19 protein-coding genes are annotated in these 22,633 nt (G+C 60.5%); 11 read left to right on the forward strand and 8 right to left on the reverse strand.

Going from position 1 to position 22,633, the window contains the following annotated elements:
- Positions 1-70: 70 nt before the first annotated feature.
- Entirely contained in the window at positions 71-694 is a 624-nt protein-coding gene (locus IEV82_RS03015; RefSeq protein WP_188480461.1) for an SCO family protein, read from the reverse strand.
- A 117-nt stretch (positions 695-811) separates the two neighbouring features.
- Between IEV82_RS03015 and regB the strand changes: the two genes are divergently transcribed.
- The 9 genes from regB to hslV all read left to right on the forward strand — a co-directional run bounded on the left by regB (position 812) and on the right by hslV (position 13,319).
- Complete coding sequence (gene regB, locus IEV82_RS03020) at positions 812-2,200, forward strand: sensor histidine kinase RegB (protein WP_188480462.1); 1,389 nt, start codon at positions 812-814, stop codon at positions 2,198-2,200.
- 74 nt (positions 2,201-2,274) lie between these two features.
- Entirely contained in the window at positions 2,275-3,786 is a 1,512-nt protein-coding gene (locus IEV82_RS03025) for a PAS-domain containing protein (protein ID WP_188480463.1), read from the forward strand.
- A 49-nt stretch (positions 3,787-3,835) separates the two neighbouring features.
- The gene (gene tsaE, locus IEV82_RS03030) at positions 3,836-4,309 is read left to right on the forward strand and encodes a tRNA (adenosine(37)-N6)-threonylcarbamoyltransferase complex ATPase subunit type 1 TsaE (RefSeq protein ID WP_188480464.1); all 474 of its coding nucleotides are present in this window, start codon (positions 3,836-3,838) and stop codon (positions 4,307-4,309) included.
- Positions 4,306-5,274: an aminoglycoside phosphotransferase family protein gene (locus IEV82_RS03035; protein ID WP_188480465.1), complete on the forward strand. Its 969-nt coding sequence runs from the start codon at positions 4,306-4,308 to the stop codon at positions 5,272-5,274. Before tsaE ends, IEV82_RS03035 begins: the two co-directional genes overlap by 4 nt.
- Positions 5,271-5,951 carry a nucleotidyltransferase family protein gene (locus IEV82_RS03040; protein ID WP_188480466.1) on the forward strand — a complete coding sequence of 227 codons (681 nt, stop codon included), beginning with the start codon at positions 5,271-5,273 and terminating at the stop codon, positions 5,949-5,951. The genes IEV82_RS03035 and IEV82_RS03040 overlap by 4 nt, the downstream gene beginning before the upstream one ends.
- On the forward strand, positions 5,944-8,889 hold the full coding sequence (gene addB / locus IEV82_RS03045; protein ID WP_188480467.1) for a double-strand break repair protein AddB: 2,946 nt from the start codon (positions 5,944-5,946) through the stop codon (positions 8,887-8,889). Before IEV82_RS03040 ends, addB begins: the two co-directional genes overlap by 8 nt.
- Entirely contained in the window at positions 8,886-12,278 is a 3,393-nt protein-coding gene (gene addA / locus IEV82_RS03050; RefSeq protein WP_188480468.1) for a double-strand break repair helicase AddA, read from the forward strand. Before addB ends, addA begins: the two co-directional genes overlap by 4 nt.
- A gap of 48 nt (positions 12,279-12,326) precedes the next feature.
- Positions 12,327-12,647 carry a thioredoxin gene (gene trxA, locus IEV82_RS03055; RefSeq protein ID WP_085627538.1) on the forward strand — a complete coding sequence of 107 codons (321 nt, stop codon included), beginning with the start codon at positions 12,327-12,329 and terminating at the stop codon, positions 12,645-12,647.
- Positions 12,648-12,761: 114 nt separating this feature from the next.
- Entirely contained in the window at positions 12,762-13,319 is a 558-nt protein-coding gene (gene hslV, locus IEV82_RS03060) for an ATP-dependent protease subunit HslV (protein ID WP_188480469.1), read from the forward strand.
- Here the strand turns inward: hslV and IEV82_RS03065 are convergent.
- Both IEV82_RS03065 and IEV82_RS03070 read right to left on the reverse strand, forming a co-directional pair.
- Positions 13,310-13,549 (reverse strand): BrnA antitoxin family protein, encoded by a 240-nt coding sequence (locus IEV82_RS03065; RefSeq protein WP_188480470.1) that lies wholly within the window; start codon positions 13,547-13,549, stop codon positions 13,310-13,312. The two genes, hslV and IEV82_RS03065, sit on opposite strands and share 10 nt — an antisense overlap.
- On the reverse strand, positions 13,524-13,829 hold the full coding sequence (locus IEV82_RS03070) for a BrnT family toxin (RefSeq protein WP_188480471.1): 306 nt from the start codon (positions 13,827-13,829) through the stop codon (positions 13,524-13,526). Before IEV82_RS03070 ends, IEV82_RS03065 begins: the two co-directional genes overlap by 26 nt.
- Positions 13,830-13,957: 128 nt before the next feature.
- On the opposite strand from IEV82_RS03070, the gene hslU reads away from it, so the two are divergent.
- Both hslU and IEV82_RS03080 read left to right on the forward strand, forming a co-directional pair.
- Complete coding sequence (gene hslU, locus IEV82_RS03075; RefSeq protein WP_188480472.1) at positions 13,958-15,271, forward strand: ATP-dependent protease ATPase subunit HslU; 1,314 nt, start codon at positions 13,958-13,960, stop codon at positions 15,269-15,271.
- A 99-nt stretch (positions 15,272-15,370) separates the two neighbouring features.
- Entirely contained in the window at positions 15,371-16,048 is a 678-nt protein-coding gene (locus IEV82_RS03080) for a D-lyxose/D-mannose family sugar isomerase (RefSeq protein ID WP_188480473.1), read from the forward strand.
- A 63-nt stretch (positions 16,049-16,111) separates the two neighbouring features.
- Here IEV82_RS03080 and IEV82_RS03085 read toward each other — a convergent pair whose 3' ends face one another.
- The 5 genes from IEV82_RS03085 to pip form a co-directional block, all read right to left on the reverse strand.
- Positions 16,112-17,656, reverse strand: coding sequence for an ABC transporter substrate-binding protein (locus IEV82_RS03085; RefSeq protein WP_188480474.1), 1,545 nt, complete (start codon positions 17,654-17,656; stop codon positions 16,112-16,114).
- 62 nt (positions 17,657-17,718) lie between these two features.
- On the reverse strand, positions 17,719-19,365 hold the full coding sequence (locus IEV82_RS03090) for an ABC transporter ATP-binding protein (protein WP_188480475.1): 1,647 nt from the start codon (positions 19,363-19,365) through the stop codon (positions 17,719-17,721).
- Complete coding sequence (locus tag IEV82_RS03095) at positions 19,362-20,564, reverse strand: ABC transporter permease (protein WP_188480476.1); 1,203 nt, start codon at positions 20,562-20,564, stop codon at positions 19,362-19,364. Before IEV82_RS03095 ends, IEV82_RS03090 begins: the two co-directional genes overlap by 4 nt.
- On the reverse strand, positions 20,561-21,556 hold the full coding sequence (locus IEV82_RS03100) for an ABC transporter permease (RefSeq protein ID WP_188480477.1): 996 nt from the start codon (positions 21,554-21,556) through the stop codon (positions 20,561-20,563). The genes IEV82_RS03095 and IEV82_RS03100 overlap by 4 nt, the downstream gene beginning before the upstream one ends.
- An 81-nt stretch (positions 21,557-21,637) precedes the next feature.
- Positions 21,638-22,609, reverse strand: a complete 972-nt coding sequence (pip, locus tag IEV82_RS03105; protein WP_188480478.1) for a prolyl aminopeptidase — start codon at positions 22,607-22,609, stop codon at positions 21,638-21,640.
- Positions 22,610-22,633: the final 24 nt, after the last annotated feature.

The following is a 22,633-nucleotide window of genomic DNA, read 5'->3' on the forward strand; positions in this document are numbered from 1 at the left end:
CTCCCGTCGCGTTCAAGTTATCCACCAGTATTAGCGGCGAATTTTCCAACATCAACGTTCAAATGACCCACTAGTCGGCAACGTCAAGAAAGCACGACGTCCGGTCGGCAACCTGTTCAGGAGTCAATTCGCGGCGGAAGAACTCGACAAACCCGTCCTCGGGCATGACGAGGTAGCTGAAGGTAGAATGATCAACGAGATAGTAGTCCTCATCTCCCGGCTGCGCGCGGAAATAGGTCCGGTACGCTTGGCTCGCGGCCTTCACCTGTTCTTCGGAACCGGTCAGACCGATCATGTCTTCATGCAGGTTGGCCGCGAATTCCCCCACCACTTCGGGGGTATCACGCTTGGGATCGACCGAGATGAAAACCGGGGTCACATCATGGCCCTGCGCCTTGAGCAGATCGACGGCTTCGGCATTGCGCGCGGTATCAAGCGGGCACACATCCGGGCAGAACGTGTAGCCGAAATAGATCAGCGACGGCTTTGTGATCACATCAGCATCGGTCACCGTCTCGCCCGCAGAATTGACCAGCGTGAATGGCCCGCCAATCGTGTCTGCACCGCCTGCAATCTGGGTGCTCCGACAGGACGCGTACTTGTCGCCACCATCAACAGGCCTGCTCCAGTACCAGATACCGGCAATCAGGGCGACCATTGCCACACCTGCCGAAATCGCTGCCAATCGTACCATGTGATCTCCTTCGCCCCTGCATGAACAAAGCCCTTCTCATCGGAATTGGCTCGCCTATGCTTTGCTATAGCCGAGGTAAGGATTTTGAAATCCGGGGCAAGAGGCGAAAGGGCGCAGATGACGCAATCCGAGTTCGGGATCTTCCAGGAACGCCAGCGCGGCAGCTTTATCCGGCTGCGGACGATGATCTGGCTGCGATGGTGCGCCATCGTCGGACAATTGGCGGCGATCACGCTGGCCCAAAAGATGTACAACCTGCAACTTGAACTGGGATTGTGCTATTTGGCGGTCGGCGTGTCCATCGTCGGCAACCTGATCGCCATCTTCGTTTTCCCTGAAAACAAGCGTCTGAACGAGGCCGAGAATTTTCTCATGGTCCTGTTCGACCTGCTGCAATTGTGCTTCCTGATCTACCTCACCGGCGGGCTTCACAATCCGTTTACCATCCTGATCCTCGGTCCGGTGATCGTGTCGGCCACGATCATGACGCTTCGGTCGACCATCATCATCGGGGCCACCGCCATGACGCTTGTCACGCTCATGGTGTTCTTTCACATGCCTTTGAGGACGGAACAGGGCTTCATCATGCGGATCGCGGACGTGTTCATCTTTGGCCAATGGTCGGCGATCACCATCGCGATCATCTTCCTGTCGCTCTACGCGCGGCAGATCACCGAAGAAATGAACTCCATGAGCGATGCCGTCGTCGCCACGCAGATGGCGTTGAGCCGGACGCAGATGCTCAACAATCTCGGGGGCGTGGTCGCGGCCGCCGCGCATGAACTGGGCACACCATTGGCCACCATAAAACTGACAAGCGCCGAACTGATCGAAGACCTTTCCGACCAGCCCGAACTGCAGGAAGACGCGCGCCTGATCCGGGATCAGGCCAACCGCTGCCGAGATATCCTTCAATCCATGGGTCGGGCGGGTAAGGAGGATTTGCAGATCCGGTCCGCCCCCCTTGTCGAGGTGATCCGCGAAGCCGCAGAGCCGCACCTGAACCGGGGCAAGGACGTTCTGATCGACTCGGTCGGAGTGGACGACGACTCGTTCGATCCTCCCCTGACGCTGCGTCGCCCCGAGATCATTCATGGCCTGCGCAACCTGATCCAGAACGCGGTTGATTTTGCCCGGTCCTCGGTCTGGATCGAGGCGCGCTGGAACGACAGCGTCATTTCCGTGCGGATCATGGATGATGGGCCGGGTTACCCGACCAACATGCTTGGAAGGATCGGTGACCCCTTCGTGCGCAACCGTCGCAGCGACCGCGAGCGCACCGCGCGTCCCGGTTATGAAGGCATGGGGCTGGGCCTGTTCATCGCCAAAACGCTGCTTCAGCGGTCTGGTGCGGAACTGAGTTTTGCCAACGGCACGGATCGCGCGAACGGATCGTCCCGACGTCGCGGCGCCATCGTCGAAGTCGTCTGGCCACGCACTGCGATTGTGCCGCCCAGCCTGCGCAAAGGTGAGGGCATCGGCCAAAACCCCGCGTTCGAGGCCTGAGGCATCGGACGCGGTTAACCCTCCATTAACCATCTCACCGTTCAATGTCGGCTTGACGGGCCTGAAGGTGATTGATGGATTCTTTTGTTCTGGCAGCAAGTCTGCTCGGTCTGGCCTGCGTCGCAGGGGGTGTCCTGCTGGTCCTTTTCCTGCGCAAGTCCAAGGCACCCGAACCGCGCCCACGATCAGCGCAGACGGTCACAATGCTGTTCCAGGACGGCATCCTGATCGACGCGAATGACCAGATCTGGTCGCTGCTGCCCGATCTGCCATCCTCGCCGACATGGGGCGACATACGACCCCTGTTGCTGCCGGTTGCCCCCGATCTGCCGGAAACGCCGTGCCCGACCCAAATCAGCGCCGACGCGTCCCGAATGGGACTGACCATTTCGAAAGAAGGTACCACTTTTCGCGTCACGCTGGCTCCTCCGATCGCCGCAGGCGACGAATGGTTCATCACGAAACACTCCGGCGCATTCGCCAGCCATATGCAATCAGCGGTGATGCGCGCGCCGGGCCTGATATGGTGTCTCACCGAACAAGGCGAGCTGATCTGGGGCAATGATGCCTTCATGCTGTATGCACGCGCCTATGGCGGCGCGCACAGCTTTGCCGATCACATGGTGCAAGAAACCTCACCCGATACCCGGCGCTCGAAACGGGTCAAGCTCACATCGGACGACCTGAAACCGTATCTGTCCCGCTGGCTGGAAGTGACAGTCGAGGAAACGGAGACCGGACTGATCCATTTCGCAACCGGGATCGACGCAGTGATGCGCGCCGAAGCTGCGCAGCAGAATTTCGTCCAGACCCTTTCGAAGACCTTTGCGAACCTGACGACCGGCCTTGCCATCTTTGATCGCGACAGGCGGCTGGTGCTCTTCAATCCGGCGCTTGTCGATCTGAGCAAGGTGCCCATCGACTTCCTGAGCGCACGTCCAGCGATGTTCGAATTCTTCGACAAGCTGCGCGACTACCGGATCATGCCGGAGCCGAAAAATTATGACGACTGGCGCGAACGCATGGCCAAGCTGGTTGCCGCCGCCTGTGACGACCGGTTTCGCGAAACCTGGACGCTGGCCAGCGGTCAGACCTTTGACATCACCGGGCAACCCTATCCTGATGGCGCGATTGCGTTCCTGTTCAACGACATCACCGCAGAAGTGTCCCTGACCCGGGGGTTTCGTGCCGAATTGGACACGCTGCAATCGGTGATCGACACGATGGATGACGCGGTTGCGGTCTTTGATCCCCAAGGCACCCTGACGGTCTGCAACACCGCCTATGCCGATCTGTGGAACGTCGATCCCGACGCCTGCATTCCCGAAACGACAATTGTCGAAGCGACGCAATCGTGGAAATCCGCCTTTCATCCAAGCCCCGTCTGGCCGGAACTCCGCGATTTCGTCACCAGCACGACAGAGCGGGTCAGTTGGGACAGCGAATTGCGCGGCAAGGACGGGCGAGAGGTGGTCTGCCGGGTTGATCCGATCTGCCATGGTGCCACGCTCATCCGCTTCTGTTTCCGGCCCAGACAGCGCGATGCGCGGCCCGAAGCCGAGGGGTTGCAGATCGTTTCCGCCTGAGCGGGTTTCCAATCTTGCAGCCCGCAGCCAGGCAGGTAAACATGCCGCCATGACGAAACGCAGTGCGGCCTTCACCTCGACCTCTCCCGATGAAACCGCGCAGCTTGCCATTCGGCTGGGCCGAACCTTGCGCGCAGGCGATACGCTTCTTCTCGAAGGCGGGATCGGGGCTGGCAAAAGCCATTTCGCCCGCGCCCTGATCCTGTCGCGGCTGCCCGTTCCGGAGGATGTCCCCTCGCCGACCTTCACCATCGTGCAGGCCTATGAATTGCCGGACTGCGAGCTTTGGCACGCAGATCTTTACCGTCTTGGCGACCCGGATCAGATCATCGAACTGGGGCTTCTCGATGCGTTCCAAAACGCGATCTGCCTCGTCGAATGGCCAGACCGGCTTGACGATCTTGCCCCGCCAGAGGCGTTGACGATCAGGCTCGATGACCCCGACAAGACGGACAAGCGCGAGATCAGCCTGACATGGACAAACCCGGCATGGACGGACCGCGTGACTGAGGCGTTGGCATGAGTGTCGATGCCTTTCTTGCTGCCCAAGGCTGGGCTGATGCCGAACAGGTACCATTGGCCGGAGACGCATCATCGCGGCGGTACATCCGGCTCTGTTCAGGCCCGAAACGCGCGATCCTGATGATCGATCCGCAGGATGACACGCCGCGCTTCGCCGCCCTGTCGGCACACCTGCGCAGGCTCGGCTTGTCTGCCCCGGACATCTACGCGCAAGCGACGGGCCTGATGCTGCTCGAAGATTTCGGCGATGCGCAATTCGCGAAGGTCGCCCAAACACAGCCAGACATGGAAATACCGCTGTATCGGGCGGCGACCGAAGTGCTGTGCCATCTCGTGACGTGCAAGGTGCCTGCCGAACTGACCCACGCGACACCCCGGATCCTCGGTCAGATGATCGAGCCGGTCTTCACCCACTATCTGCCCCTGCTGGGCACGAAACCCGATGACACCCCTTCGGAGATCACGGCACGTCTGACCGATCTCCTTGCCCTTCATCTGCCGGAAGAGGCCGTTCTTGTGCTGCGCGACTACCATGCGGAAAACATGATCTGGCTACCTGATCGTGACCATATTCGCCGGGTTGGCCTGCTGGATTTCCAGGACGCTCTGGCCGGTCCTCCGATCTATGATCTGGTGTCGCTGTTGCAGGACGCCCGCCGCGACGTGACCGATGCCTGTCACGCCGCAACGCTGCGGCACTACCTCGACCTCTCCGGCCGATCCGAGAGCGCGGTCATGCCCGCGTTTCACCTGCTTGGTCTGCAACGGAACCTGCGCATTCTGGGCATCTTTGCCCGGCTTGCGACCGAACGCGGCAAACCCGGCTATCTGGCGCTGATCCCGCGGGTCTGGGCGCATATCCGGACAAGCCTTTCGACCCCGGTCGCACGTGAGCTTGAACCATTGATCCTCGATCTGTTTCCCGAACCAACGCCCGAGCGTCTTGGCGTGGGAGCCGTGCCATGACTGACGCCGTGATGCTCTTTGCAGCCGGGTTCGGAACGCGCATGGGCGCGCTGACGCAGGACAGGCCCAAGCCCTTGATCCCGGTCGCGGGCAAACCGCTGATCGAGCACGCCATGTGTTTTGTCCGCGACGTCGCACCCGCACGGATCGTGGCCAACGCCCACTACAAGGCGGACCAGATCGTCTCTCATTTCGCCGGAACCGACGTCAAGGTGATCGTGGAAAGCCCCGATATTCTTGACACCGGTGGCGGGCTGAAAGCAGCGCTTCCGCTGCTGGATGCGGAGGTCGTGTTCACGATGAACACGGACGCCGTCTGGGACGGGCCCAACCCGTTGACCCTGCTCAAGGCGGCTTGGACCAACGACATGCAAGCGCTGCTGTTATGTGTGCCGCAAGCCCGGACCATCGGCCATACGGGCAAGGGCGATATCGACATTGTTGACGGTGGGCGCGCGGTCTGGGGCACGGAAACGATCTATACCGGAGTGCAGATCATCCGGTCCGATATCGTCTCTGACACACCTGAAAACGTGTTTTCGCTCAAATCCGTCTGGGAGAACCTTGAAACCAAGGGACAGCTCAAAGCGGTCACCTATCCCGGTCGCTGGTGCGATGTCGGGCGCCCCGAAGGCGTCACTCTGGCCGAAGCCATGCTGAGGGATGCCGATGTTTGAACCAACGGACAAGCCACGCCTTTTCGCCCTGCCACCCGGCGCGGATTTTGCGCGCGAACTGGTGCATGGGCTGAAATCCCGACTTGCGGACCAGCCCCCCGAAGCGATGGCACGGGTCGAGCTGTTCCTGAACACGCGGAGGATGCAGCGGCGGGTCGAGGCGGTGTTCGACAGCCTTGGTGCGGGGTTTCTACCCCGGATCAGGCTTGTCACCGATCTGGCCGATCCATTGGATCGCGCCCACCTGCCCCGTCCCACGCCCGCGCTGCGCCGCCAGCTTGAGCTGGCGGAATTGGTCAGAAAGCTGATCGAGGCCGATCCTGGTCTGGCACCACGGTCGGCGGTCTACGATCTTGCCCAGAGCCTTGGCGCGCTGCTCGATGAAATGCAGGCCGAGGCGGTGACACCCGACGATATCGCATCGCTCGACGTGACCGATCAATCCGGTCACTGGGAGCGGGCGCAACGGTTCCTCAAGATCGTCACGCATTATTTCGATCCCGACAGCACCGCGCCGGATGCCGCGACGGTCAACCGCCTGGCGCTTCAGATGCGGCTGCACCGTTGGCAGATTGCTCCGCCGCAGCATCCTGTCATCATCGCCGGATCGACCGGATCGCGGGGATCGGCCTTCCAGTTGATGACCGCCGCTGCCGACCTGCCGCAAGGCGCGGTGATCCTGCCGGGCTTCGACCGCGACATGCCCGCATCGACATGGGATGTTTTGCGCAACGATGTGCGCAACAGCGAGGCGATGCAGGGCGAAGACCACCCGCAATTCCGGTTTGCCCGGCTGCTGGACCACTTGAACCTCAACCATCTCGACGTGGCGCACTGGACGCAAACAGCACCGCCGAACCCGGCTCGAAACGCGCTGGTTTCGTTGGCGATGCGCCCGGCACCCGTCACAGACCAATGGCTGCTCGACGGGCCGGGCCTGCCCTCGCTGAATGACGCAACACAGTCTCTGACCTTGCTCGAAGCCGCTTCTCCGCGAGATGAGGCGCGGGCCATCGCGATGCGGTTGCGGCAGGCGACAGAGGACGGAATCACAGCCGCGCTGATCACGCCGGACCGGATGCTGACACGCCGGGTGACGGCCCTTCTGGACCGCTGGGGTATCCTGCCCGATGACAGCGCAGGCACCCCGGCGCAGTTGACCGCACCAGGACGCCTGCTGCGCCACATTGCGCAGCTGCGTGTCAACGGACCCACCGCCGATGCGCTTCTGACCATCCTCAAGCACCCTCTGTGCCACACCGGTGCCGACCGGGGGCAACACCGGCTCTGGACCTCTGAACTCGAACTGTTCATCCGCAAGACCGGCATTCCCTATCCGGACCTGTCAAAGCTGATGGCGTGGAAAGGTGCGGATGACGCACAGGACTGGCTTGCGTGGATCGACCGTTGCCTGCTGCAACCTGCAATCACGGGCCAGGACCCGCTTGGCGCACATGTCGAACATCACATTGCGCAGGCCGAAGCGATCTGCGCGGGGACCACAAGCGATGACGCGTCGGAGCTGTGGAACCGCAAGGCCGGGGAAACCTGTCGCAAGGCGTTCCACATGCTGACCGAGAACGCTGGTTTTGGCGGCGTGATTTCCGCTCGTGACTATGCCGATCTGGTGGACAGCCTCTTGCGCGCCGAAGAGGTGCGGGACCGTGATGCGCCGCATCCGCATATCCTGATCTGGGGCACGATCGAGGCGCGCGTCATGGGCGCTGATCTGGTCATCCTGGGCGGGCTGAACGAACAGTCCTGGCCCGATGCCCCGCCCGCTGATCCGTGGTTGAACCGTCGGATGCGGCAACAGGCGGGGCTGCTCTTGCCCGAACGCCGCATCGGACTTTCCGCACATGATTTTCAGCAGGCGATCGGGGCGAAAGAGGTGTGGCTCAGCCGTGCCGTCCGGTCCGAAGACGCCGAAACCGTCCCGTCGCGGTGGCTCAACCGTCTGACGAACCTGCTGCGCGGGTTGCCCGACACGGGCGGCCCCGACGCTTTGGCAGACATGAGACGGCGGGGGCAGCATTGGCTGGATCTTGGACGCGCTCTGGAAAAACCGATCAAGGCACCCGCAGCCCCCCGGCCCTCGCCCATGCCACCGGTCATTGCACGGCCCAGCGAATTGTCGGTGACCAATATCGAAAAGCTGATCCGCGATCCTTACGCGATCTACGGCTCCAAGATCCTGCGCTTGCACCAATTGCATCCGATCCAGCACGCGCCAAACCCGATGCACCGGGGAACGGTCCTTCACAAGGTATTTGAGGAATTCGTCTCTGACACGGCCCGAAACGGCGATCCGATCACAGTAGACCACCTTTTGTCCGTGGCCCGCCGCATCCTCGAGGCCGAGGTGCCGTGGCCCACGGACCGCATCCAGTGGCGCGTTCGCATCGAAAAGATCGCGCGCTGGTTCGTGGAAAACGAGCGCGCCCGGCAGGCCGTTGCCAAGCCGGTTCTGTTCGAACGCAAAGGCGCGATGGAGATTGCCGACCCGCCGTTCCGGATCACAGCCAAGGCTGACCGGATCGACCTGAACGACCGCGCCGAGGCATTTGTCTATGACTACAAGACCGGAAACGCGCCGACAAAGGATCAACAGCTTCAGTTCGACGTTCAATTGCTGGTGACGGCCGCCCTGATCCTCGCGGGTGGCTTTGACGCGTTCAGCCCCCGCTTTGTCACTGACGCGCGCTACATCTCGCTGGCCGGTGACGGAAACGAGGTGCCCGCACCCTTGGAGGACTGTCCCCCCGAACGAACAATCGCCATGCTGACGACCCTGATCAAAGCATACCGTGACCCGAATACGGGCTACACGGCGCGCAACAGGATGCACAAGGATGCGTTCGGGTCTGACTATGACCAACTGTCCCGCTACGGCGAATGGACCGCATCGGACCCGGCGACCAAGGTGCCGCTCACATGATCCGCAACGAAGCAACCGAGGCGCAGGTTCGTGCCGCCGACCCGTTGGCTTCGACCTGGCTTGGGGCGAATGCCGGTTCGGGCAAGACCCGGGTTCTGACCGACCGTGTTGCGCGCCTGCTGTTGGGGGACACGCGCCCGGAACACATCCTGTGCCTGACCTTCACCAATGCCGCCGCCAGCGAGATGCAGAACCGCCTGTTCAAGCGGTTGGGCGAGTGGGCGATGCTCGACAACGACGCGCTGATTGCGCAGTTGCTGGAATTGGGCGAAGACCGGGACCGGCTGACAACCGACTTCCTGTCCCGCGCCCGCACCTTGTTTGCCCGTGCCATCGAAACGCCGGGCGGTTTGCGCATCCAGACAATCCACGCCTTCTGCGCGTCGATCCTGCGGCGGTTCCCGCTCGAGGCCGGTGTCAGCCCGCAGTTTCAGGAAATCGACGACCGCGCGGCGCAATTGCTGCGCGAACATATCCTTGATGAGATGGCCAGTGGTACAGATGCCGACCTGATCGCGGACATCGCGCGGATTGCGTCAAATGAACCGCTCCAGAAACTGGCGGAATCGATCGTCGGAGACCGCGATGGGTTCACGCCCGCCCTGTCCCGCGACGAGCTTTTACAGCGCTACGGACTTGCGGGCCACCAGACTCTGAACAGCCTAGTGTCAGCGGTTTTCCCAGGCGATGAATTGGCGTTTTTGGCCGGATTGGTGCCTGATTTGCGAACGGGCGTGGTCATGGACAATGGTCTGGCCGACGCGATTGGGCTGGCTCAATCAGGCGGGATCAATGCGCTGCTGACACTTGAGGCCATCGTCTTCACGCAAAAGGGAGAGGTGCGCAAATCGCTGCCACCGTCGGTCAAGCTGCGCAAAGGCGCTTTGGCTGCAAGCGTCACCCGTTTGGAAGACCTCTACCAGCGGATCGAGGCAGCGCGCGAGACACGACTGGCGCTCGAGGCTGTAGACCGGGATGTCACGTTGCACCGGTTCGCGGATGTATTCCTCGGCCGCTATGAGAAAAGCAAGCAATCGCGCGGCTGGCTGGATTTTGACGACCTGATCACCCGCACGCGCGCCTTGCTGACGGACCGGCAACAGGCGCAGTGGGTGCTCTACCGTCTGGATGGCGGCATCGACCACATTCTGGTGGACGAGGCCCAGGACACCAGCCCCGCGCAATGGGACGTGATCAACAAGTTGGCGCAGGAATTCACGTCAGGTGCCGGGGCGCGGGACGATGCCAGACGCACGATCTTTGTCGTCGGCGACAAGAAGCAGTCGATCTATTCCTTTCAGGGAGCGGACCCTCGCGAATTCGATAGGATGCGTGCCGCTTTCGGCGACCAGATGGAGGCGACAGAGGCACCGCTTCAGGACGGGCAGCTCAGCTATTCCTTCCGGTCCTCCGTGCCGATCCTCCGGCTTGTGGACGCGGTGTTCGAGGGTCGGGACAAGGCGGGGTTTCTGCAGGATCAGACCCACATTTCGTTCCATGACCGGATGCCGGGGCGCGTCGATCTCTGGCCGCTGATCGAACCCGCCGAAAAAGACGACGACGATCTGCCGTGGGACACGCCCGTTGATCGCGTCAGCCCCACGCAGCACAGCGTGATCCTGGCCCAGCGCGTTGCGCGATTCATACACCGGACGATCGAGGACAAGACCGCTGTTCCGATCCGGGAAAAAGACGGCGTGGTCGAAGCGCGCGCCGTTCATGCGGGGGATTTCCTGATCCTCGTTCGGAGCCGGGGCACCCTGTTTCACGAAATCCTCAAGGCCTGCAAGGCGCTCAGGCTGCCGATTGCCGGGGCTGACAAGCTCAAGGTGATGGCCGAATTGGCCGTCAAGGATCTGCGCGCGCTGCTTGCCTTTCTTGCGACACCCGAAGACAGCCTGTCGCTGGCTTCGGCCCTTCGATCCCCGCTGTTCGGGTTGGACGAACAGGCGATTTTCGACCTCGCACATCGGCGCAAGTCACCGCATCTTTGGGAAGAGTTGCGCAGGCGCAGAGCCGATTTTCCGGATGTCATGACCGTGCTGGATGACCTTCGGGCACAGGTGGATTTTCTGCGGCCCTATGATCTCTTGGAGCGGGTTCTGATCCGCCACAAGGGCCGTCAGAAACTCCTCGGACGCTTGGGAGAAGAGGCCGAGGACGGGATAGATGCGCTGCTCAACCAGGCGCTGGCCTATGAACAGACCGACATCCCCAGCCTGACCGGGTTTCTGCACTGGATGGAAACCGACGATATCGAGATCAAGCGCACGGTGGACAGTGCAGGTGCCCGCATCCGGATCATGACGATCCACGGGGCCAAAGGGCTGGAGGCGCCCATCGTCATCCTGCCGGACACCCACAAGAAAGCCTCGCAATCCGGAAAGGAGGCGTTTGTCCGCGCGAACGGGTCCGCCCATTGGCGCGGGTCGGAAAAGACGCGTGCCGCGTATCAGCGTGCGGCACTTGAGCAGGCGAGGCAGGCCGAGGACGAAGAAAAGGACAGGCTGCTTTATGTCGCCCTGACACGCGCTGAACGGTGGCTGGTTGTTGCAGCGGCCGGGACGGCGGACAAGAACGCGGAAAGCTGGCATGATCGCGTCAAGGCAACGTTGGACGCTGTTGGTGCCGTGCCGCATGGCTTTGGTTTTGCCGATGACGCCCCCGAGGAAGGCTTGCGACTGGATCACATGGCATGGCCCGATGCGATCCCTGATGCTCCCGCGCCAATGCCCGTTGCAGAACCCGCCCTTCCCGCGATCTTCGACACCCCCTCGCCTCCGCCTGTGGGCGCGGCAGAGGTTCTGAGCCCCTCTGATCTGGGCGGCGCAAAGGCGCTTGCGGGGGCGGATGGGGACCTGACCGAAGTTGCTATGGAACGGGGAACCCTGATCCACCTGCTTTTGGAAACCCTGCCCGCAATCGCGCCCGAAGACAGGCACGAGGCAGCGCTTGCCCTTGTGGCGGATCACCCAATGGCAGAGGAACTGGTGGCCGAAGCGATGGCGGTTCTGGACACCCCGACCCTTCGTCCGTTCTTTCAGGATACTGCACTTGTCGAAGTTGCCTTGACCGCGACGATCGACGCTTTCCCGAGCAGACCACTTCGCGGCGTCATTGACAGGTTGCTGGTGTCGCGCGACAGCGTCATTGCCGTCGATTTCAAAACCAACCGGACCGTTCCCGAAACAGAGGTTGAAATGCCCGAGGGCTTGTTACGCCAGATGGGCGCTTATCATGCCATGCTGCGCAAGATTTGCCCCGACAAGACCATCGAGACAGGCATCCTCTGGACCCGCACGGCCACCTATATGCCGTTGTCGGAAAACCGTGTGACACAAGCACTCGTGAGAGCGCGCCACCTTGACGCCCCTGCTGAGGGTACATAGTCTCATCAATCGACTGACACACGCGCTTGAACCGCAAGGAGAGCCCCAATGCCCACCGTCGCCGTGACCGATGAAACCTTCGATGCCGAAGTCAAGAATTCCAGCGTCCCCGTTGTCGTGGACTTCTGGGCTGAATGGTGCGGCCCCTGCAAACAGATTGGCCCCGCGCTTGAAGAACTGGCTGCCGAATACGGCGATGCCGTGAAGATCGCCAAGGTCGATGTCGACAGCAACCCGAATTCGGCCGCGGCCATGGGTGTGCGCGGTATCCCGTCGCTGTTCATCTTCAAGGATGGTCAGGTCGTGTCGAACAAGACCGGCGCTGCACCGAAAGCCGCGTTGAAGGGCTGGATCGACGAAAGCATCTGATTTCAATTGAAATTCTGTGAAACGCCCGGTGCCAGTGCCGGGCGTTTTGCGTTGCAGGCCTTGTGTGATCTGACGCATCGGCCCATATCGGGACAAAGACGAAAGGGACGACCCATGGCAGAAAACGACTTTCCCGGCTGGCACGGCACCACGATCATCGGCGTCCGCAAAGGCGGCAAGGTCGTGATCGCTGGGGATGGGCAGGTCAGCCTTGGCCAGACGGTCATAAAAGGCACCGCGCGCAAGGTGCGGAGGATTTCCCCCGGCGGGTACGATGTTGTCGCGGGATTTGCCGGGTCCACTGCTGATGCCTTTACCCTGCTGGAGCGGTTGGAATCAAAACTGGAAGCGACCCCCGGGCAGTTGCAGCGCGCAAGTGTCGAACTGGCCAAGGACTGGCGCACCGACAAGTATCTGCAAAAACTCGAAGCGATGCTGATCGTGTCAGATGGCAAGGATCTCTACGTCATCACAGGCGCTGGCGATGTGCTGGAACCCGAACATGACGTGACAGCCATCGGATCGGGCGGCAATTATGCCCTGGCCGCCGGTCGTGCGCTGATGGACAGCGACAAGGACGCCGAACAGATCGCACGCGCTGCCATGGCGATCGCGGCGGATATCTGTGTCTACACCAACGGCAACCTGACGGTTGAGACGATTCAGGCCTGACCCGCTTTTTTGGCTTCCATGTAGGCTCGCAGAACCGCGTTCATGCGGGTCTGATAGCCGCGACCTTGCGATTTAAAGAATTCGAGAACGTCGGGGTCAACGCGCAGCGAAATGGCTTGTTTTGCTTCCGGCGTTTCAATGCGGGCCTTGGACCAGTCGATCTCGAATTCCTGAGGGCCTTTGTGGTCACTTTGCTTGCGAAGACTATTCCAATCCGTTTCCGTCTTCATTCTCCGGATTTCCTCCAGAGAATAACTCTTCATATTTCTCTCGCTCATCTCGTCTTGCCTTTCGAGCCGTGATGACACGGTAATTTTCCCCACGCATCGTGTAAATCACCGCGAAATAGCTTCCATCCAAGATACCGACTGCAATCTTGCGCTGTTCGATCTCACTCCGCGCCTCGAGTACGACATGGGGCGATACCAGGATTTCGACCATGTCCAGAAAGTCGATGTTCCGTTTTGCAAGCGTAATTAGACGTTTGTTCTCATCAAATTCGATTTTCATGTCAGCGCCCCTCCTCAGGGGCATGACTGGCCGATATTTTTATATGCAACTGTATATACAATTAGTCAAGCCTTTTAAATCAGTGTGACTCCCATTATCTCAACATGACGAGAGTAAAGGACACCTTAATGACCGACCTCACCCCCCGCGAAATCGTGTCCGAGCTGGACCGCTTCATCATCGGTCAGAAGGACGCCAAGCGTGCGGTCGCGGTGGCGCTGCGCAACCGGTGGCGGCGCAAGCAGTTGAGCGACGATCTGCGCGAAGAGGTGTATCCCAAGAACATCCTGATGATCGGCCCGACCGGCGTCGGCAAGACCGAGATCAGCCGACGTCTGGCCAAGCTGGCGCGCGCGCCGTTCATCAAGGTCGAGGCAACCAAGTTTACCGAGGTCGGCTATGTCGGCCGGGATGTCGAACAGATCATTCGCGATCTTGTGGATTCCGCCATCGCCATGACCCGCGACCAGATGCGTGAAGACGTCAAGGCCAAGGCGCACGAGGCCGCCCAGGAGCGTGTGATCGAGGCCATCGCAGGGGAAGGCGCACGCGAAGGCACGCGCGAGATGTTTCGCAAGAAGCTCAAGGACGGTCTGCTGGATGACACGATCATCGAACTTGAACTGCAGGACAGCTCCAGCCCCTTTCCGATGATGGACATTCCCGGACAACCCGGAATGGGCGGTGGTGCCGGGATGATGAACCTGGGCGATCTGTTCGGAAAGGCGTTCTCCGGGCGGACGGTTCGCAAGCGGATGACCGTCGCCGAAAGCTATGAGACCCTCATCGCGGAAGAAGCGGACAAGCTGCTGGACGATGAGCAGGTCAAGGAACTGGCCCTCGAGGCGGTCGAACAGAACGGTATCGTGTTTATTGACGAGATCGACAAGGTCGCGGCCCGTCAGGAAACCCGTGGCGGCGACGTCAGCCGCGAGGGTGTGCAACGTGATCTGCTGCCACTTATCGAAGGAACGACCGTCAGCACCAAACATGGCCCGGTCAAGACCGATCATATCCTGTTCATCGCCTCAGGTGCGTTTCACATCGCCAAACCGTCAGACCTGCTTCCGGAACTTCAGGGGCGTCTGCCGATCCGCGTGAACCTGCGCGCGCTGACCGAAGAAGACTTCGTGCGCATTCTGACCGAAACGGACAACGCGCTGACGCTGCAATACACCGCCCTGATGGCGACCGAAGAAGTCACGGTAACCTTCACCGAAGACGGCATCGCGGCACTGGCCAAGATCGCGGCGGATGTGAACCAATCCGTCGAAAACATCGGCGCACGCAGGCTTTACACGGTGATGGAGCGGGTCTTCGAAGAGCTCAGCTTCGAGGCGCCGGACAGGGCGGGCGATCAGGTGACGGTCGATGCGGACTTTGTGGAAACCCATCTGGGGGAACTCACCCGATCCGCCGATCTCAGCCGCTACGTGCTCTAGTCCAAACCTGCTCGGTGGCCTGAAAGGCCGTGTGACATGGGCCTTTCTCGTTTGCCCCTGCACAGCTATGTTAGCGCCATCATCACTGGAGAGGCGCTCATGAAACGGTCCCGCATCAACGACATACTGCGCGAAAGCGACGCCTTCATCAGGTCATTCGGCTATACCTTGCCGCCCTTCGCCTACCTGTCTCCCGACGCGCTGAAAGCCAGTGGCCACGCGGAAATCAAAGCCCGGCGCATGGGCTGGGACATCACCGATTACGGCAAGGAAGACTTTGATGACATGGGTCTTTTCCTGTTCACCACAAGAAACGGGCTGAGTGCGGATCTGGGCAAGAAAAGCGCCATGCTCTACGCGGAAAAGATCATGATCTCGCGTGATCGGCAGTTGAGCCCGATGCACCGGCACGATCTCAAGGTCGAGGACATCATCAATCGTGGGGGTGGCACGCTTGTGATCGAATTGTTCATGGCAGATGCCGAGGGCGGGATCGACCGTGATGCAGAGGTGTCGGTCATGGTGGATGGTGTCATCCGCACCCTGCCGGCGGGTGGGCATCTCAAACTTGTTCCCGGTGAATCAGTGACACTTTACCCGAACAACTGGCACGCGTTCTGGGGTGAAAACGGAGATGTCCTGATCGGCGAGGTCTCGACGGTGAACGATGATCTGACCGACAATATCTTTGATCAGCCGATCGGGCGGTTTTCCAATGTCGAGGAAGACGAAGCACCGTTGCACCTGTTGGTGTCGGATTACGACACACACCTGTAGGCCCTCAAATGCAAAACGCCCCACCGATCTGGCGGGGCGTTTCTTGTGTCCTTGCGGTGAGGCTTACGCCATCCACCACCGCTCTGCCATGCGGGCATTGTCCATCTGCCACAGGTTGCCGACGGTGTCGCCTGTGGCAACCTTGGTCGACAGGGCCTGCACGTAGTTGGCGAACATCGGGATGATGGCCCCGCCATCGTCACGCAGGATCTGCTGCATCTCGTGGTACATTTCGCGGCGCTTGTTGCTGTCAAGCTCGGCACGGGCCAAAAGAAGAAGCTCCTGGAAGCGCGGTTCGTCCCACTGCGTGTCGTTCCACGGCACACCGGCCTCGTAGGCGGTGGCGAACATCCAGTCCTCGGTCGCACGGCCCGAGAAGTAGGATGCGCAGAACGGCTTTTTCAGCCAGACGTTCGACCAGTAGCCATCCGCCGGTTCCTGCACCACGTTGATGTTGATGCCCGCACCCTTGGCCGATGCCTGGTAAAGCTGCGCTGCGTCAACCGCACCGTTGAAGGCCGCATCGGACACGTTGAGGTCGATGTTGAGCTCGGTCAGACCCGCTTCCTTGAGGTAGAACTTGGCCTTGTCGAGATCATAGGTCAGCGGCTCCATGTCAGCATGGAAGTACTGGTTGGCAGGGCCAATCGGCGTGTCGTTGCCAGCCAAACCGTGGCCCAGAAGGATCTTGTCCACCAGTTCCTGACGGTTGATGCCGTACTTGAGCGCGCGGCGGATGTTCACATCGGTGAAGGGATCAACCTTGGTCAGCATCGGGAAGGTGTAGTGCTGGTTGCCCGTCACTTCCTGAATGCGGATCATCGGGTTTGCCTTGAGCAGCGCCTCGGTCTTGAAGTCGATGCGGTTGATCGCATCCACCTGACCGGTCATCAGCGCGTTCATGCGGGCGGTCGAATCGTTGATCGCGATATATTCCAGCTCGTCGAAGAAGCCGGCGCTGTCACCCTTGTAGTGGCTGTCGACGCGGCGGGCTGTCATGCGGACACCCGGTTCGAACGAGGTTACCTCGTAAAGACCGGTGCCGATGCCCTTGGCGATCGCTTCTTCGATCTGACCCGCCGGATACATCAGCAGGTGATAGTCGGACATCAGGTAAGGGAAGTCGGCATTGCCTGCTTCCAGAGTAAACTGAACCTGATGCTCGCCGGTTTTCTTCATCTCGCTGATCGCCGCGACGATGGGCTGTGCCGCGGATTTCGCACCTTCGGCCACGTGCATTTGCAGCGATTCGATCACGTCATCCGCACCAAACGGCTTGCCGTTGTGGAAGGTCACACCCTGGCGCAGGTTGAACGTCCATGTCTTTGCGTCAGGCGTCGCTTCCCAGTCGGTGGCAAGCTCACCGATCAGAGATCCATCCGCAGCGACTTCGGTCAAGCTGTCGAACACGGCACCTTGCGCGGAGGCGATCATGTAGAGGTCGGAATGTGTTCGACCGTCCCAGCTGTCCGACGTGTTGGCGCCGTTCAGGCCAACGCGCAGACGTCCACCCCGTTTCGGCTGGGCGAACAGCGGCAGACCGCTGGCCGCCAATACACCAGCGGCAGCACCGGTTCGAAGTAGTCCACGTCTTGAAATGCGAGTCATCATCGTCTCCCTGTGAATGGTAGCGGTCTCGGGCCGCCTGAAGGTTCTTCATGAACCGATTCTCATGACATCTTATCAACAGCTGCATCGCCGATGTTATCAACTCCACGTTCGTTGAGCAGATTAGTTAACCAGTCCGGATCCATTTCGGGCACCGAACTGAGCAATAGGTCAGTGTAGGGATGGTGCGGGGGCGCGAACATGTCCTGTTTCGGGCCCTGCTCCACCACCTCGCCGTCTTTCATCACCACCACCTCGTCAGCGATGGCTTTGACCGTCGCAAGGTCATGTGTGATGAACATGTAGCTGAGTTTGAGATCATCCTGCAGCCGCGCCAGCAGTTTGAGGATACCTTCGGCCACCAGTTGATCGAGTGCGCTTGTCACTTCATCGCAAATGATGAACTTCGGCTCGGCGGCAAGCGCGCGGGCAATGCCGATGCGCTGCTTCTGACCACCGGAAAGCTCTGACGGCAGGCGGTCGATATACTGCGCAGCGGGCATTTCGATCTCGTCCAGCAGTTCTTCGACGCGGCGGCGCTTCTGCTTGCCGCTCAGACCCATGTAGAACTGCACAGGCCTGCCGATGATCTCGCCCACGGTCTTGCGCGGGTTCAGCGCGGTGTCGGCCATCTGGTAGATCATCTGCGCCTGACGCAACTGGTCCTTGTTGCGCTGCTTGTAATTGGCCGGGAGCGATTGCCCGTCGAACTGGATCACACCCTGCGAGGGCGGCAGCAGCCCCGTGATGCAGCGCGCCGTGGTCGATTTACCTGACCCGGACTCGCCCACAACGGCCACTGTACGCCCCTGGTGAATGTCGAAACTGACATCATGGAGCACGGCGATCTTGCCATAGGCGGCCGATACGTTCTGCACCGACAGGACCGGGGTTGCGCTGGTATGGACAGCGGGTTTCTGCGGCCTCTCGAACGCGCGCACGGCCCAGAGGCTCTTGGTGTAATCCTCTTTGGGGTGCGTCAGCATCGTGCGGGTGTCAGCGTCTTCGACCTCGTCCCCCTTGAGCAGAACCTTGATCCGATCCGCCATCTGCGCAACCACCGCAAGATCATGGGTGATGTAGATCGCAGCGGTGTCGAACTGTTCGACAATATCGCGGATCGACGCCAGCACCTCGATCTGCGTGGTCACGTCAAGCGCCGTGGTCGGTTCGTCAAAGATAATCAGGTCAGGACGGCAGGACATCGCCATAGCCGTCATCGCGCGCTGAAGCTGACCACCGGACACCTGGTGCGGATAGCGGAATCCGATCTCTTCGGGATTGGGCAGCCGCAGACGGCGATAAAGCTCGATCCCGTCCTTGACGCTTTCGGCACGTGACATGACACCGTGCTGCACCGGGCCTTCGGTGTGCTGATCCATCAGCTTGTGCGCCGGGTTGAAACTGGCAGCAGCCGATTGCGCGACATAGGCGATTCGCTTGCCCAGAAGCTCTCGTTTCTTCGAAGCAGAAGCCAGCGTCAGATCCACGCCGTCGAACAGGACCGTCCCCTTGGAAATGCGTACACCGTCGCGGGTGAACCCCATCGCCGCAAGCCCAAGCGTCGATTTGCCCGCACCGGATTCCCCGATCAGACCCAGTACCTCGCCCTTGTTCAGTGACAGGCTTGCGCCGTTGATGATCGGCGACCACGTCTCGTCGCTGCGCCCTTCGATCCAGAGATCGCGGATTTCGACCAGCGCGCTCATTCCTTGAGCCCCGAGCTTCTGTGCAGCATCCAGTCCACCACGAAGTTCACGCCAACCGTCAGCAGCGCAATCGCGCCAGCCGCCAACAGCGGCAAGGCGGCGGTCAGCGGCGAGAAGGCAGCGAAGTTGATGAACTGCGCGCTGTCGCGCACCATCGTGCCCCAATCTGCCAGCGGCGGCTGGATGCCGACACCAAGGAACGACAGCGACGCGATGGTCAGGAAGACGAAACAGAACCGCAGACCGAATTCAGCCAGCAGAGGCGCTGTGGCATTGGGCAGAATTTCCTTGAAGATCAGGTAAGTCATACCCTCACCCCGCAGCTTGGCCGCTTCGATATAATCCATCACGACGATGTTCAGCCCGACCGCGCGCGCCAGACGGAACACCCGTGTGCTGTCGATCACCGCGATGATGAGGATCATGTAGACCGTCAGCAACCAGCGTTCGGACCCGGCCCATGCGCTGGCGATTGTCATCAGGAGCAAAGCAAAGATCAGTGACGGAATGGCCATCAGAACATCGACGGCGCGGCTGAGGACCTGATCCAGCCAGCCTTGCAAAGTTGCGGCCAGAAAGCCCAGTGACCCGCCGAGAAAGAACGCCAGACAGGTGGTAACGAACGCGATCCCTACAGTGTTCTGCGCGCCATAGATCAGACGGCTCAGCAGGTCGCGCCCGATCTGATCGGTGCCCAGCGGGTGCAGCGGATCGCCCCCCGTGGCAGCATTTCCACCGGGCAGGACATTGACCTTGGCAAAGATCGCCTCCTGCCCATGCGGCGCAAGCCACGCTGCGAAGATCGCGGTGAAGGCATAGACGATTACCACCAGAACGCCGAAGCTGGCGGTCAGGGGCATCTGGCGAAACATTTTCTTGCTGAATTGAGTGCCCACTGTTCGGCCCAGGGCGCGAAACAGGAAGGCCGCGATTGTTGCGACGATGAAGAATTGAACGGCCCATCTGAAGAACACCACACCGGCATTCGGCGTACCCGCCTCGGTCAGGGTCGGTTGAAAATAATACCAGACCGAGAAGGCCAGCAACCCCGCCCCGAGGATGTAGCCAAAAGCCACGGCGAACGGCATGTCGCGAAATACCGGGGCATTGCCCGTCGCCTTTTGTCCGGCAAAACGCAGCACCCAACCCCCTGCCGCGACACCCAACAGCAACAGCATCAATGTCGGAAGCGTGCTCATTTCGGATGCCTCAGACGCGGATTGGACAGGATCGACAGGATGTCCGCCGTCAGGTTCAGCAGGATATACGCCGCTGCAAAGATCAGGCAGCAGGCCTGCACCACCGGGATGTCCCGGATTTTGACGCTATCGACGAACAACTGCCCGATACCTGGATAGACGAACACCACCTCGACCACGACCACACCGGTGATCAGATAGGCAAGGTTCAGAGCGATGACGTTGATGATGGGCGCCAGCGCATTGGGCAACGCGTGTTTCACGATCACCCGCATCGGAGACATGCCCTTGAGCCGCGCCATCTCGATATAGGGCGAGGCCAGCAAATTGATGATCGCGGCGCGCGTCATGCGCATCATGTGCGCAGTCACGACCAGCGTCAGGGTCAGCGCAGGCAGAAGCGTCTTTTCCAGCCGTTCCCCAAAGGACATGCCGTCGTAGATGTTGGAAAGCGACGGCAGAACCGGGTTCAGAACCGCAAGGAACAGGATCAGCACATAGGCGAGAAAAAACTCGGGCGACGAGATGGATGTCAGCGTGGTGACATTGGTTGCGCGGTCGAACACCGAATTGCGAAAGAGCGCCGCCAGGATGCCCAGAACAAGCGAGACCGGAACAGCAATGCAGGCGGTCACCGCCGCAAGGAACATCGTGTTCTCGAATCGCGGGGCGATCTGTTGGGCGACTGTCGTGCGCACGCCACTGTCTGCACCGACGAAGCTCGCAAAATTGGCCTGCGCGAACGAATTGCCAAGGTCACCCTGCAGCGCACCACTCAGCCACTGGATGTACCGGGTGATCGGCGGTTGATCGAGACCAAGATCGCGGCGGATCGATTCGACTGCGGCGGGTGTCGCGCCCTGCCCCAGAATGGCCTGCGCGAAATCCCCCGGAAGCATGTTCACAGCCGTGAAAATGACGATGGACACGACGAACAGCGTAAGTAGCCCAAGCCCGAGCCGCTGCAGAATGATGCGAATAACCGATTGCAACTTTTGGTTAACCTTGGTTCCCGTCGTTTGCTTACGTTAACGAGCGGGGACCACGTGTAAACATCAAATAGTGAGCAATTTCTAAGTCGTTGAAATTGTGTCCATAATCTTGACCAGCTCTGCGCTGATACCGGGCTCTGACAGGGCATGCCCGGCATTGCGCACCATGCGCAGGTCACAGTCGGGCCAAACCCGTGCCAGCTCCCATGCCCGGACGGGTGGGCAGATCATGTCATACCGTCCCTGAACGATTGCTCCGGGAATGCCCGACAAACGGTCCATGTTGTTCAGAATCCAGCCATCGCTTTCCAGAAACCCGTTGTTGATGAAGTAATGGTTCTCGAGCCGGGCAAAGGCCCGCGCATAGTCACCGGGAGATTCCCCGCCGGACCCGCTGGAATAGACGGAGGCCAACGCGTTTTCCCAAGCCGACCACGCCCGCGCAAACCTGGTTTCGGTGCGCAGATCGCCGCAGAACAACCGCCGGTGATAGGCCGCGATAAGGTTGTCGCGCTCGTCTTCGGGGATCATGTCGACAAATCGCGCCCAGGTCTCCGGCCAGAACTGACCCGCACCACCGCCGTAGAACCAGTCCAATTCGACCTTGGTCATGGTGAAGACGCCGCGCAGGACAAGGTGGCGCACATGCTCTGGATGGCTGATCGCATAGATCAGGGCCAGAGTGGCGCCCCAACTTCCGCCGAAGACGATGAATTGATCAATGCCCAGCGTTGTCCGGATCTGCTCGATATCCGCGACCAGATCCCATGTCGTATTGTTGCTGACGCTGGCATGGGGACGCGACCGCCCACAGCCGCGCTGGTCGAACAGCACAACGCGAAACACCTTGGGATCGAAGTAGCGGCGCATCGACGGGCTGCATCCGCCGCCCGGCCCGCCATGCAGAACGATCACGGGAATCCCGTTTTCCGCCCCGCATTGTTCCACATAGACACTATGCCCGTCCCCGACCGACAGCATGCGCTGGTCGTAGGGATCGATGGGGGGATAAAGGTATTGCACTGCGCGCTTTTGGCTCGAGAATTTATCCATACACAATCTATATTGGCACCAATT

The organism is Marivita lacus (assembly GCF_014637725.1).
GTDB lineage: Bacteria > Pseudomonadota > Alphaproteobacteria > Rhodobacterales > Rhodobacteraceae > Marivita > Marivita lacus.